13 protein-coding genes are annotated in these 13,193 nt (G+C 68.9%); 4 read left to right on the top strand and 9 right to left on the bottom strand.

Annotation, left to right across the window (positions count from 1 at the left end; translation table 11 throughout):
• Positions 1-13: 13 nt before the first annotated feature.
• A complete protein-coding gene (locus tag ACQUS7_RS06895) occupies positions 14-508 on the bottom strand; it encodes a hypothetical protein (RefSeq protein ID WP_435124344.1) in 495 nt (164 codons plus the stop codon).
• 159 nt (positions 509-667) lie between these two features.
• Here ACQUS7_RS06895 and ACQUS7_RS06890 point away from each other — a divergent pair, with 159 nt between their 5' ends.
• Together ACQUS7_RS06890 and ACQUS7_RS06885 are read left to right on the top strand one after the other, a co-directional pair.
• The gene (locus ACQUS7_RS06890) at positions 668-1,084 is read left to right on the top strand and encodes a hypothetical protein (RefSeq protein ID WP_435124343.1); all 417 of its coding nucleotides are present in this window, start codon (positions 668-670) and stop codon (positions 1,082-1,084) included.
• Positions 1,081-1,320, top strand: a complete 240-nt coding sequence (locus ACQUS7_RS06885; RefSeq protein WP_435145842.1) for a helix-turn-helix transcriptional regulator — start codon at positions 1,081-1,083, stop codon at positions 1,318-1,320. Before ACQUS7_RS06890 ends, ACQUS7_RS06885 begins: the two co-directional genes overlap by 4 nt.
• 21 nt (positions 1,321-1,341) lie before the next feature.
• Here ACQUS7_RS06885 and ggt read toward each other — a convergent pair whose 3' ends face one another.
• Positions 1,342-2,979 (bottom strand): gamma-glutamyltransferase, encoded by a 1,638-nt coding sequence (gene ggt, locus ACQUS7_RS06880; RefSeq protein ID WP_435145840.1) that lies wholly within the window; start codon positions 2,977-2,979, stop codon positions 1,342-1,344.
• Positions 2,980-3,408: 429 nt separating this feature from the next.
• Positions 3,409-4,749, bottom strand: coding sequence for a M28 family peptidase (locus ACQUS7_RS06875; RefSeq protein WP_435145838.1), 1,341 nt, complete (start codon positions 4,747-4,749; stop codon positions 3,409-3,411).
• A 192-nt stretch (positions 4,750-4,941) separates the two neighbouring features.
• Between ACQUS7_RS06875 and ACQUS7_RS06870 the strand changes: the two genes are divergently transcribed.
• A complete protein-coding gene (locus ACQUS7_RS06870; RefSeq protein ID WP_435145836.1) occupies positions 4,942-5,328 on the top strand; it encodes a hypothetical protein in 387 nt (128 codons plus the stop codon).
• A 4-nt stretch (positions 5,329-5,332) separates the two neighbouring features.
• On the opposite strand, the gene ACQUS7_RS06865 is transcribed toward ACQUS7_RS06870, so the two are convergent.
• The 6 genes from ACQUS7_RS06865 to ACQUS7_RS06840 form a co-directional block, all read right to left on the bottom strand.
• On the bottom strand, positions 5,333-5,968 hold the full coding sequence (locus ACQUS7_RS06865; protein ID WP_435145834.1) for a peptidase: 636 nt from the start codon (positions 5,966-5,968) through the stop codon (positions 5,333-5,335).
• Positions 5,969-6,023: 55 nt separating this feature from the next.
• A complete protein-coding gene (locus ACQUS7_RS06860) occupies positions 6,024-7,331 on the bottom strand; it encodes an ABC transporter ATP-binding protein (protein ID WP_435145832.1) in 1,308 nt (435 codons plus the stop codon).
• A complete protein-coding gene (locus tag ACQUS7_RS06855; protein ID WP_435124332.1) occupies positions 7,324-8,463 on the bottom strand; it encodes an ABC transporter ATP-binding protein in 1,140 nt (379 codons plus the stop codon). The genes ACQUS7_RS06860 and ACQUS7_RS06855 overlap by 8 nt, the downstream gene beginning before the upstream one ends.
• Complete coding sequence (locus ACQUS7_RS06850) at positions 8,463-9,479, bottom strand: ABC transporter permease (protein WP_435124331.1); 1,017 nt, start codon at positions 9,477-9,479, stop codon at positions 8,463-8,465. Before ACQUS7_RS06850 ends, ACQUS7_RS06855 begins: the two co-directional genes overlap by 1 nt.
• Positions 9,480-9,482: 3 nt before the next feature.
• Positions 9,483-10,481 (bottom strand): ABC transporter permease, encoded by a 999-nt coding sequence (locus tag ACQUS7_RS06845; RefSeq protein WP_435124330.1) that lies wholly within the window; start codon positions 10,479-10,481, stop codon positions 9,483-9,485.
• 81 nt (positions 10,482-10,562) lie between these two features.
• On the bottom strand, positions 10,563-12,209 hold the full coding sequence (locus ACQUS7_RS06840) for an ABC transporter substrate-binding protein (RefSeq protein ID WP_435145829.1): 1,647 nt from the start codon (positions 12,207-12,209) through the stop codon (positions 10,563-10,565).
• A gap of 246 nt (positions 12,210-12,455) precedes the next feature.
• Here ACQUS7_RS06840 and trmY point away from each other — a divergent pair, with 246 nt between their 5' ends.
• Positions 12,456-13,061 carry a tRNA (pseudouridine(54)-N(1))-methyltransferase TrmY gene (gene trmY / locus ACQUS7_RS06835; RefSeq protein WP_435145827.1) on the top strand — a complete coding sequence of 202 codons (606 nt, stop codon included), beginning with the start codon at positions 12,456-12,458 and terminating at the stop codon, positions 13,059-13,061.
• The last annotated feature ends 132 nt before the right edge of the window (positions 13,062-13,193 follow it).

The raw sequence follows: 13,193 nt of genomic DNA, 5'->3' as shown, positions 1-13,193 counted from the left end.
TCGGGGCGCCGCGTCACTCGACGAGAATCGTCGTCGTCGCGGCCGGCTTCTCGGCGGCGGTCGCGACGTAGACGCGGAGGTCGTGTTCGCCGGGGGCGAGCGGCTCCCAGCGTTCGGTGCCGTCGCCGTCGACGTGTTTGACGAGGCCGTCCCACGTCCACGTCACCGTCTTCGGCTCGCGGGCGCGGAACGAGAAGGCGCCGGTGCCGCCGGGGTCGCGGCGCGGTTCGTCGCTCGCCTCCAGGAGGCCGTCGACGGTCCAGCCCCAGCGGCGGCGGGACGCGGTTTCGACCTCGACCGGGACCGGGTAGCGGTTCCGGATGGTGGCGCGGATTTCGACCGGGTCGCCGGGGGCGTAGCTGTCGCGGTCGGTGTCGACGGAGACGGCGAGCGCGCCGCGGACGAGTCGGCGCGGGAGGAGCCGCGAGACGGCGGCGCCGAGGTAGTCGCGGGTGTCGTCGAAGCCGAACCGGTCGGCCTCGTCGGGGGCGTGACGCGGCTGTGGCACGGCGACGGGTAGGCGACGCGCCGCCATTCATCTGTCGCTTGCGCCGGGAGCGGCACGAGGGACGGTCCGAGGCGCTCCCTGCGGTAGAACTAAGTGTGAGTGTAAAGTATACTTTCCTGTAAAGTGCTCTTTACGGAACGGGGGCTTTACGTCCATACCATGAACTCGACTGAACACTCCGCGACGAATCGGCCCTCCAGGCGCCGGCGGTACCGCCGGCTGATGTACGGCAGCGTCGGCGTCGGCACGCTCGGCTTCGTCGCCGGGTCGTCCGCCGGCTACCCGGTGGTCGGCGTCGGCGTCTACTGGCTCGGCTTCATCGCGTTCCTCGCACTCTGTTTCCTGTCGCCCGTCACCGTCTTCGACGAGCGCGACACGCAACTGGAGCGGCGCGCCAGCACCGCGACGCTCACCGCCTCCGCGCTCGTCATGATATTCGCCGGGCCCGGGCTGGTCGTCGCCGACGAAATCGGGCTGTACGCGCTTTCGCCGGTGTTCGAGGGCGCGCTGTACACGGTGTCGCTGCAGGGGCTGCTGTTCGGCGCCGTCTACCTCTGGCTCCGCCACCGGCCATGAACAACGACCTCCGCGAGCGGCGCGACGAGGCCGGCCTGAGCCAGGCGGACCTCGCCGCCGCCGTCGACGTCACGAGACAGACTATCAACGCCATCGAGCGGGAGCGGTACGACCCGTCGCTCGAACTGGCGTTCAAGCTGGCGGCGTACTTCGACTGCCCCGTCGAAGCGCTGTTCGACCCCGACCTCGGCGACGTCGAACGCGGCGGCGTCCCCGACGAACAGACCGAAAACTAGGTCCTCGGCGGCGCCGCCGGCTCAGTAGCCCTGCGCGTTGCCGTCCTTCCGCGGCTCGGTCGCCCCGGACAGCGTGCCGTCCTCGTTTCTGACGATCTGCGCGCCGCCGAACAGCGCCGCCGGCAGCGTCTCCACGTCGTGGCCTTTCCGGACGAGTTTCGCCGCGGCGTGCGAGTCGAAGTGCGGTTCGAGCGCGAGCGCGCCGTCTTCGCGGTAGCGCCACCGCGGCCGGTCGAGCGCCGCCTGCAGCGGCAGGTCGTAGTCGACGACGTTCGAAATCACCTGCAGGTGCCCCTGCGGCTGCATGTAGCCGCCCATGACGCCGAACGCCGCCCAGTCGTCCCGCTCGTCGTCGTCGGGCGCGAAGTCCGCGAGCGCCGGGATGAGCGTGTGGAACGGGCGCTTGCCGGGCGCCAGCGAGTTCGGGTGCTCCGGGTCGAGCGAGAAGCTGGAGCCGCGGTTCTGCAGCGCGATGCCGGTGTCGCCGGCGACCAGCCCGGAGCCGAAACCGGCGAACCGGGAGTTGATGTACGAGACGACGTTCCCCTCGTCGTCGGCGACGCACAGCAGCACCGTGTCGGCGTCCTCGGCGTTCGCGTCGGGGACGCCGAAGGAGACGTCGTGGTTTGCGGTGTCGCCGACCTGCTCGGCGCGCCGCTTCGCCCACCGCTTGCTGCCGAGCGGCGGGTGGTCTTCGAACTCGGGGTCGGTGATGTAGCGGTGGCCGTCGTGGAACGCGAGCTTCATCGCCTCCGCGAAGTAGTGGACGCGCTCGGGCGAGTCCAGGTCGTAGTCGCCGGCGCCGACCTCCTCGGCGATGTTGAGCGCTTCGAGCGCGATGAGCCCCTGGTTGTTCGGCGGGAGTTCGTACACCTCGGCGCCGTTGTACGTCGTCGACACCGGGTCGAGGAACTCCGGTTCGAACGACGCGAGGTCGTCGACGGTGAGGAAGCCGCCGTGCCGCTGCACCTCGTCGGCGATCTGTTCGGCGACGTCGCCCTCGTAGACGACGTCCGCGCCCTCCTCGGCGATGCGCTCCATCGTGTCCGCGAGCCGCGGCAGCGTCACGGTCTGGCCGGTCGACGGCGCCTCGCCGTCGAACAGGAACGCCTCGCGGGCGTTGTCGTCCTCGAACAGCTCCTCGCCGTGCTGCCACTGCGCGGAGACGACCTCGGACACCGGGTAGCCGTCGCGGGCGTACCGAATCGCCGGGCGGAGCAGCTCCGACAGCGACTTCTCGCCGAAGGTCTTCGCGGTCGTCTCCCAGCCGCGGGCGGTGCCTGGGACCGTGACGGCGTGCGCGCCGGTGTCCGGCATCTCCGCGTCGCTCGGGTCGACGCCCTGCTCGTCGGCGACGGCGTCCCGGACGTTCTCGATGGTGGCGTCCTGCGGCGCGGGGCCGCACGACCGCATCGCGCCGACCTCGCCGTCGGCGGTGCGGTACAGCGCGAACACGTCGCCGCCCAGCCCGGTCGACGTCGGCTCGACGACGTTCAGCGCCGCGGCGGTCGCGACGGCGGCGTCGAAGGCGTTTCCGCCGTCCTCCAGCACCGAGATGCCGGCCTGTGAGGCGAGCGGCTGGCTCGTGGCGACGACGCCGCGCTGCCCGTAGACGGTCGAGCGGCGCGACGAGAACTCGTCGAGGTCGGGTTCGGTCATGGCTCCGCGTACGGGCGGCAGCCGTAAAGTCACCACCGAAGACGGCGGGTGCGGCCGACTTCGCGCCGTGTCAGATGTCGGCGGACACCTGTTCGGCGCTCACGACCTCCGGAATGACGACTTCGTCGGCGCCGACGCGGCGCGCGACGGCCTCGATGACCCAGCTCGGCCTACTCACGGCCCCCCTCGCCGGCCCTCGAATCGTGAATCGGACAGACGCCAGGAATAGTTGTTCGTGAGCCAGGTATCGTACAGTTCATGAGCCAACTACGCCATATGTGCGGAGTTAAATATAGATTCGTACGTGATAAACAATCCTGATGGTATGGAGGTGCGGGAGAGCGACGCCGGACGCGGAGCCGGGCGAGCGATCCGAACGAAGGAGCATCGACCCGAACGCGGGGCAGCGGGCCGTCGCTCGGAAGGCGGCTACTCCAGGTCGTCGTACGGCCAGCGGCCGCCGAGTTTGAGTTCCTGTTCGTAGCCGGGGTCGATGGCGTCGCGCATCGCTTCGCGGCTGCGGTGGGGCGTGTCGGCGTCGTCGGCGGCGAGGCGGGCGACGGCTTCGGCGACGAGCGTGGCGACGTCGCGGAGGTCGCGGGAGTCGAGTTTGTCGAGCGTGTCGGCGTGGGTGTGTCCCCAGCCGCGGCCGGACTGCTCGGAGACGGTGGACGCCATCACCGCCGGGACGCCCTCCTGGACGAACGCCCACTGGTCGCCGTGCGGCGAGATGGTGTCGTCGGTGACGAGCGGCGCGTCGAAGTCGGCGGTGACGCCGGCGAATACGCGCTTCACGCTGTCGAAGCCGTTCGTGTGGACGCGGAGGCTGCGCGAGGAGCCGGCGCCGTCGAGGTTGACGACGCAGCGCACGTCGTCGAGGTCGAGCGCGTCGGCGGCGTGGTAGGCGCCCCACAGCCCGATTTCCTCGGAGCCGAACGTGATGAGCCGGACGCGGGTGTCGAGGTCGACGTCGGTGAGCAGTCGGCCGACCTCGGCGACGATGGCGGAGCCGGCGCCGTTGTCGTTGGCGCCTTCGCTGACGTCGTGGGCGTCGACGTGCGCGGTGAGCAGCACCGCCTCGTCGGTGTCCGGGCCGACGTCGGCGACGACGTTCCGCGAGGTCGTCGGCTCGTTCCGGCAGTCGACGGAGACCGTGACTTCACAGCCGGCGTCGGCGTACCGGGCGAGCCGCTTGCCGACCTCGCAGGAGACGCCGACCGCGGGGATGTCGCCGGGGCGTTCGTGGTAGCCGACTTCGCCGGTCGGCGGCAGCGACCCGTCGAGGTGGTTCCGGAAGACGAAGGCGTCGGCGCCGCGCGCGGCGGCGTTGACGTACTTCTCCATGCGGTGAATCCAGCGGTCCGCCGACTCCGGGGTGTCGGAGGACGCGAGCACGACGGCGCCGTCGAGGTCGCCGGCGGCGTCGAACTCGGCTTCGGTGCCGTCGCCGACGTCGACGACGCGGCCGGTCGCCTCGCCGGCGGTGCAGCCCGGCAGCGCCAGGACGTCCTGCTGGCCGTCGTGGACGCGGCGGTGCGGCTCGTGGACTTCGAGCGACGAGGAGCCGCGCCACCACCCCGGAATCTCGAACTCCTCGACGTGCGGGTCGCGGCAGCCGGCGTCGTCGAAGGCGTCGCGGACGACGGTTGCGCCGCGCCGTTCGCCCTCCTGGCCCGCCATCCGGTTCCCGACGTCGACCAGTTCGGTGAGCGTCCGCCAGGCGAACCCGCTCGTCTGTGCGTCCCCGACGACCGCGGAGGGTAGTCGCATGCGATGTGCGTCCGCCGCGTCGCTCTTGAGTGTCCGGGTCCCGGCGGAGCAGGGCGCCTACTTCCGGCAGCCACCGCGGGACGCGGCAGAAACGCGGCGTCGCCGCGGGGCGGGCGGCGGACGAGTGGCGGCGCCGCGGCCAGGCGGCGACCCGCCGCCAACGTTTTGTTCCGTGCCAACTAGTACCACACTATGCCGCCTTCAGCCGCGCTCACCGACGCCGACCGCCGCGTCCTCGCCTACCTGGCCGCCGACGGCCCGGACTACCCCGCGCTCGTCGCCGGGAACACCGGCCTGCACGTCCCGCTCGTCGAGCGCCGAATCGAGTCGCTCACCGCGCTCGGCTACCTCGAAGCCGTCAGCGGCGAGAGCATCTACCGGACCACCGCCGCCGGCCGCGACGCGCTCGACGGAGAGCGGACCGTCGCGTCGACCGACGAGGGCGGCGGAGCGGACGCGGCCGCGGTCGCTGACGGCGGCAACGTCGACGGCAGCGTTGACGACGCCGGCGGCAACGTCGACGACGCCGTGGACGACGCCGACGGCGGAGACGCCGCGCGGCCGGAGGAGTCGGCGTAGCGACTCAGGCGTCGAGCGCGGTTTCGAAGGCGATTCGGACGGCGCCGGTCTGCAGGTCCAGCGGGAGGCTCGGCGTGACGCTTCCGCCGCGGGCCGCGGCGTCGTCGCCCGCTTTTCTCGCCGCCTGTTCGGGCGTCGCCGGCAGGTGAACGAACCCGGCAGGGACGCCGGTGCCGTCCAGCGCGGCCAGCGTCTCGTACAGCACGTCGTTACAGAGGTGCGTCCCGGCGGTGTTGGAGACGCGCGCCGGGACGCCGGCGTCGAGGCACGCCTCGACGGTTCGGCGCACGGGCAGCGTGGCGAGGTAGCCGTCGCGGCCGTCCGGGTCGATTCGGTCGTCGACCGGGTCGTTGCCGTCGTTGTCCGGCGTTCCCGCCGTGTCCGCGACGTTGACCGCGACGCGCTCGACGGACACCGCCGAGCGGCCCGCGGCGAGGCCCGTCGCGACGACCGCGGACGGGTCGTGTTCGTCGACGAGCGCCCGGACCCGGCCGCCGGCGTCACCGAGAACGACCGGCAGGACGTCGCCGACGACGTCGTGGCCCGAAACCGTCGCGCCGTCGAGTTCGCGGGCGACCGCGCCCGACGGGTTCGTTTCGTGGTCGCCGAACGGCTCGTATCCGGTGCAGAGAACGGTCATACCGGTGCGCAGCGGCCCGGCACGAAAAGGGTTGGTTCGGCGGAGATTCGGCGCGTCAGTCGTCGGCGGGCGCGGAGTCGGAGTCCGCGCCGACGCCGTCGCCGAGGTTCACGGCGCCGTGTTCGTCGCGGTGGAGGTGGCAGGCGGCGCGGTGTTCGGCGGTCCCGAACTCCGAGTCGACGGTGTACGCCGGCGTCTCCTCCGCACAGATGCTCTGCTCTGCGAACGACTCCTGCAGCAGGTCCGAAGCGTCCTCCCAGTCGCCCGCGAGCACGTCGTCGACCGCGTCGGCGACGACGCTGCCAGCGTCGCCGTCCGGGTAGCCGTCCGGGAAGAACGCCTCGTCGACGTCGTCGCGGCCCTCGGCCTCGAACGTCCGGCGCTTCACGGCGCGGGTGAACTCGCGGACCGCCGCCCACTCGTCGTCGCTCATGCCGTACTGGTCGGGCTGGATGAGCTCCGGGCAGCGCGTCCGGAACCGGCAGCCGCTCGGCGGCTCGATGGGCGACGGGACGTCGCCTTCGAGGACGCCGCGCGTCCCGGTCGACCGCGGATCCGGCACCGGAATCGAGTCGAGCAGCGCCTCCGTGTACGGGTGCTGCGGATTCTCGTACAGCTCCTCCGTCTCCGCGAGTTCGACGACGTTGCCGAGGTACATCACGGCGACGCGGTCGGCGATGTGCCGAATCACGGAGAGGTCGTGCGCGATGAACAGGTACGTCAGCCCGAACTCCTCTTGGAGGTCCTGCATCGTGTTCAGCACCTGCGCCTGAATCGACACGTCGAGCGCCGACACCGGCTCGTCACAGACGATGAAGTCCGGGTTGACCGCGAGCGCCCGCGCGAGGTTGATGCGCTGGCGCTGCCCGCCGCTGAACTGGTGCGGGTAGCGGTTGTAGTGCTGCGGGTCGAGCCCGACCTTCTCGAGCAGGTCGCGGGCGCGCTCCTCGCGTTCGCCCTCGTACAGCCCGTGCGCCTTCATCGGCTCCTCGACGATGGGGCCGACTTTCATCCGCGGGTCCAGGCTCGACTGCGGGTCCTGGAAGATCATCTGCATGTTCCGGCGCTGCTCGCGGAGGTCAGAGCCGGACAGCTCCGCGAGGTTCTCGCCGTTCACGTAGACGGCGCCGTCGGTCGGGTCGACCAGCCGGAGCACGGTCCGCGCGAGCGTCGACTTCCCGCAGCCCGACTCGCCGACCAGCCCCAGCGTCTCGCCCTCCATGATGTCGAAGGTGACGCCGTCGACGGCTTTCACCGGCGACTTCGGCCACAGCGCGTCGAGCAGGCCGCTCGACTGGCTGAAGTGCTTCGTGAGGTTCTCGATTCTGACGAGCGGTTCGCGGTCCTCGTGTGTCTCACTCATCGGTCTCACCTCCGTCTCCGCCGGCGCGCATCTCGGTCAGCCCGCCGGCGAACGCGCCGGTCGCCTCGGTTTCGAGCGGCTCGCTGTCGTCGTAGCCGACGTCCTCGAACTTGATGCAGGAGACGCGGTGCGGCTCGGCGTCCTCGTCGCTCACGTCGCCGTACGCCGGATGCACCTCGCGGCACATCTCGCGGGCCTCCGGGCACCGCGTGTGGAACCGGCAGCCGCTCGGCGGATTGATGGCCTCCGGCATCACGCCCGTGATCGGGTCGAGCTCCTCGACCGTCTGGTCGGGGCGCGGAATCGACCGGAGCAACGCCTCCGTGTACGGGTGTTTCGTGTCGTAAAACAGGTCGTCGACGTCGGCCTGCTCGATGACCTCGCCCAGGTACATGACGTTGACGCGGTCGCAGATTTCGGCGACGACGCCCATGTCGTGGGTGACCCAGATGAACGACGTGTCGTACTTGTCCTGGAGGTCGTCGACGAGGTCCAGAATCTGGCCCTCGACGGTGACGTCGAGCGCCGTCGTCGGCTCGTCGGCGATGATGAGGCTCGGCTCGCAGGCGAGCGCCATAGCGATGAGGACGCGCTGGCGCATCCCGCCGGAGAACTGGTGGGGGTACTCGTCGTACCGGACCTCCGGCTCCGGGATGCCGACTTCGCGCAGCATGTCGACGGCGATTTCGCGCGCATCCGCCGTCGTGACGTCCCGGTTCAGTTCGATGAACTCGCGGAGCTGATTGCCGACCTTGAACACCGGGTTCAGCGACTCCATCGGGTCCTGGAAGATGATGGCGATCTCCTTGCCGCGGATGTCCTGCCGCATCTCCCGCTGGGTCAGCATCTCGTCGGACGGCTCCAGTTTCCCGTCCGGCGTCTCCTCGATGTCGACGAGCTTCCGGCCCTTGAACGTCACCGTGCCGTCGACGATCTGGCCGGGCTCTTCGACGAGCCGCATGATGGACTGAGCGGCGACGGACTTGCCGGCGCCGGACTCGCCGACGAGCCCGACGAGTTCGCCTTCGTTCACTTCGAAGCTCACGCCGTCGACGGCGCGGACGGTGCCTTCCTCGGTGAAGAACTGCGTCTTCAGGTTCTCGACTTTCAGGAGTGGTTCTTCGGTACTCATCAGTTGTTGATGCGGGGGTCGAGTGCGTCTCTGAGGCCGTCACCGAGGAGGTTGAATCCGACCACGGTCACCAGGATGGCGAGGCCGGGCCAGATACTGAACCACGGGTTCGGCAGCATGTAGTCACGGGAGTTCGACAGCATCTGCCCCCACGACGGCGTCGGCGGCTGCGCACCGTAGCCCAGGAACGACAGGCCGGCGACGATGAGGATGGAGACGCCGACCTGCAGCGTCGCCTGCACCAGCACCGGTGCGAAACTGTTCGGGATGACGTGCCGCATGATGATGTTGCGGTCGCGGACGCCGGCGGCGCGCGCCGCCTCGACGTAGTCCTCCTCGCGGACGGACAGCACGCGCGACCGGATGAGCCGCGCGAACGTCGGGATGTTGGCGACGCCGACGCCGATCATCGCGAACGTCAGGTTGCGGCCGAACGCCACCATGAACACGATGACGAGCACGAGGAACGGGATGGCGTACAGCGTCTCGACGCCGCGCATCAGCGCGTCGTCGAGCAGGCCGCCGTAGTAGCCGGCGATAGACCCGATGAGCATCCCTGCGAGCAGCGCGACGCCGGTGGAGACGACGCCGACCGTGATGGCGATTCGGGTGCCGTAAAACAGCCGGACGAGCACGTCGCGGCCGCGGTGGTCGGTGCCGAGCGGGTGGGCGAACGTCCCCGGGTCGTTCGGGTACAGCTGGTTCGTGACGAACATCGGCGGCCGCAGGATGGGCGCGCCGGTTTCGGCGATTGGGCTCACCCACACCGCCTTCGCGATGGCGTACTGCTCGATGCCGAGGTTCGCGAAGAAGGCGTACTGTGCGAGGAACTCGAAGAGGATGCCGTCGATGAACGCGATGACGGCGACGACGATGGCGACGCCGATGATTGCGAGCCCGGCGAGCGCCGTCGGGTCGCGCCGCACCTGCGTCAGCGTGTAGCGCCACCCGACGCGCGCCTCGGGCTGCTCGTCGGCGGCGTCGTCGTGGTCGTCCGTGTTGGTTGTCGTAGCCATGTGTTACTCTGCCTCGTCGAACGTGACTCGCGGGTCGACGTACGCGTACGAGAGGTCGGTGACGATGACACCGACCACGAACACGAGGCCGAACACCAGCGTCGTCCCGACGACCAGCGCGAAGTCCTGGTTGTTGATCGCGGTAATGATGAGCCGCCCCATCCCGTTGATGGAGAAGACGGTCTCGGTCAGCACCGCGCCGCCGATGGCGCTCGTGAGCTGCAGCCCGAGCAGCGTGATCAGCGGGAGCTGTGCGTTCCGGAACGCGTGTTTCCGGAGGATGGTGGTCTCTTTGACGCCGTACGCCCGTGCCAGCTTCACGTACTCCTCGCCGAGCACCTCCAGCATCGACGAGCGCTCGATGCGGGTGAGCGCCGCCATCTGCAGCGTGCCGAGCGACAGCGTCGGCAACAGCAGGTGCTGTGCGGTTTTGATGAGTACGTCGATGCGGCCGGTGGCGCCCTCGACGGAGGCGACCGGTGCCCACGGCATCACGAGGTTCGTCGCCGGCAGCACGCCGAGCCGGTACGAGAAGATGATGATGAGCATCAGGCCGATCCAGAACGACGGCGTGGACACGCCGAGCAGCGCGACGACGCGCGCGACGTGGTCGGTCGGCTTGTTGCGGCGCTTCGCCGAGATGATGCCGAGCGGGATCGACGTGACGATGGCGAACCCGAAGCTCGACGCCAGCAGCAGCAGCGTGACGGGGAGCCGTTCGGCGATCTTCTGGGTCACGGGGACCTTGTAGTAGAGGCTGCGACCCAGGTCGAGCTGCACTGCGTCGATGAGGTAGTTCAGGAACCGCACCCACACCGGCTTGTCGAGCCCGTACTTGGCGCGGATGGCGGCGGCTTGCGATGCGCTCGGCGACGGCCCGAGCATGATGCTCACCGGGTCACCAGGCATCGCTTCCATCAGGAAGTACGTGATGGCGGCGACGCCGATGAGCACCGGTACCGCCTGGAGTATGCGTCGAATCGTGTACTGTGCGCGTCCCATTGTCTAGGTGTGTTCTCGTTGCGGTCGTAACACCGACTTCGGTATAAGTGAACGGAAAGCGGCCCGTGCGGGCCGTGCGCGTTACTTGTCGACCGACACGTTGTTGTGCCCGGTCGTGATGTGGAACGAGTCCACGGGGTGCGACGCGAAGTCGTTGACGTAGTTCTTCACGCCGAAGCTGTTCTTGAGGTTGTACGCCGGGAGGTGCGCGCGGTCTTCGAGGATGGTCGTCACCGCCTCGGTGTACAGCTGCTTCCGCTCCGCGCGGTCGGCGGACTCACGGGCCTGCACGATCTTCTTGGCAGCCTGCTTGCCGCGCTCGCTGTTGGCGCCGTAGTAGGAGCCGTTGGTGACGCCGAGCGTGTCCTTCGTCCGGCCGAACATGTAGTAGGTGAACGCGTCCGGGTCCGGCGTGCCGGACCAGCCGAGCGTGTACATGTTGTAGTCCTCCTCGTTGCCGGTGACGTACTTCTCGAGGAACGCGCCCCAGTCCAGCCGCTGGACGGAGACGTTACGGAAGCCGGCCTCCTTCAGGCCGTTCGACACGGAGATACCGATCTGTTCGCGCTTGTCGTCCGGCGGCACGATGATCTTCCACGAGTAGTCCGTCGGGACGCCGGCCTCGTCGAACAGCGCCTTCGCCTCCTCGATGTTCTTGTCGTGCGGAATCTGCTTCCACTCGTCGATGGGGAAGCCCCACTCCTTCGTGATAGACGCCGGGAACGGGCTGTACTGCCGAATCCCGGTCGGCTCGACGTAGTTCGAAACCGCTTCGTCCATGTTGACGCAGTAGTCGATGGCTTCGCGGACCTTCGGGTCCGACGTCGGGCCTTCCTTGCAGTTGAACGCGAGGTAGAAGTAGCCGATTCCGGGCACTTCGTCGATGCTCGCGTCCTCGATGTTGCGGACCGTCGAGTAGAGCTTCGGCGGAATCTGCTCGATGACGTCGTTCTCGCCGTTCCGGAGCGTCGTGACGCGCGTCGTCGCCTCGGTGACCGGCGTGAAGTGGATCTTCTCCAGGTTCGCCATCGGCTCGCCCCAGTAGTCCTCGTACCGGAGCAGGTCGACGTAGCTCCCCTCCTGCCAGCTGTCGAACTTGAACGGGCCGGAGCCGATCGGCGCGGACGTGTTGAACGCCTTCTTGTTGTTCTCGCGGTACTCCTTCGGGACGATGCGCCCCGCCGCGAGCGTGTTCATGAACGGCCCGTACGGGTATTTCAGGTTGAACGTCAGCGTGTCCTCACCTGAAATCTCGATGGTGTCGATCATGTTGAACGTCGAGGCGTTCTCGGTGTCCTCGGCGACCGGCGCCTCGAAGCTGTACTTGACGTCCTCGGGAGTGACGGGCTCGCCGTTGTGGAACGTGGCGTCCGTCGTCATCGTCACCTCGTAGGTGGTGCCGTCCTCGGAGACGGTCGGCTCACCGGTCGCGAGCTCCGGCACGATGCCGGTGCCAGAGTCGTAGGTGTAGAGGCCTTCGAACATCTGGATCGCGACCTGATCGGACGGCACGTCGTTCAGGATGATCGGGTCGAACTCGATGGGGCTCTTGACCTGCGCGAGGTTGAGCGTGTTGCTGGGGGACGCCCCGGGCTGAGAGGTCGGCGTCGAATCGGTGTTACCGTCACCGGAGCTGTCCGTCGGCGTGCTGTCGCCGCCGCTGGAACAGCCAGCCAGGGCCGTTGCGCCTGCTGCACCCGCCCCTGCAAGGAAGGAGCGGCGGTTCATGCGGTCGAAAACGCGTTTGACGTCGTCGTTTGTCATGGGTGTGTCCCTCTATACTGGGATACCCTGACATGGAAACCTGCCGTATATAAAGGTGCCGTTCGGTGAGACAGGGATTTCATCTTTTCCCCCCGGAATACACAATAGTTTGCCAGCTCACAGGAGAACCGTACAGTTACGACCCTCAATCGACAGGACTGTCCGCTGGTGAACCGGAACGAACAGGGGCGTCCGGGTTCGAGGGGAGGTATGAGACAGTTCGTCGTCTGCGGCCACGACGCGCCGACGACCCCCGACTTCCCGCTCGACGACCTCCCCGGCGCCGCCGGGCGACTCGACCTGCTGTGCCGCTGCGTGAACGCCGGCCTGTTCCTCTCGCACGGCATCCGCGAGGACGCCCGCGTCCACCTCGTGCTCGGCGACGAGTACACGGTCCGGTTCGACGGCGAAACAGCCCGCGGACTCCACCCCGACGAGCGCTCCACCGCGGCGCGGGTCCGCGAGGCGCTCGAACAGCGCGAGGACGCCATCGGCCACATGCCGGCCGACGTCAACCCCGGCGTCGAACTGTACCGAATGGGGCTCGCCGACACGCTCGACGCGCTCTCCGGAACCGTGGTCCAGCTGCACGAGGACGGCGCCGCCGTCGCCGACGCCGACCCGCCGACGGACCCGGTGTTCGTGCTCTCGGACCACAGCGACTTCACCGACGCCGAGGCGGAACTGCTCGCGGACGCCGCCGACCGCCGCGTCCGGCTCGGCCCCGACGCCATCCACGCCGACCACGCCATCTCGGTCGCGCACAACTACCTCGACACCGACGGCTACACCGACTACGGCGGCCCGACGAACTGACCGCGGCGGCGACCCGTCCGGCCGTGCTCCGCGGACCCCGCGCCGCGAGTCCGTGACCGGCTCGCCGGTGAACTATCGACTTCTCGCCGCTGAACCGCGAAATCCACAGAAACCCGGGAGCGACTCGGGCGG

Origin of the sequence: Halobaculum sp. P14 (assembly GCF_051195155.1) — an archaeon.
Lineage (GTDB): Archaea > Halobacteriota > Halobacteria > Halobacteriales > Haloferacaceae > JBNTKA01.
The sequence above is the reverse complement of the archived record's forward strand: the minus strand, read 5'-3'. Positions and strand labels throughout refer to the sequence as shown.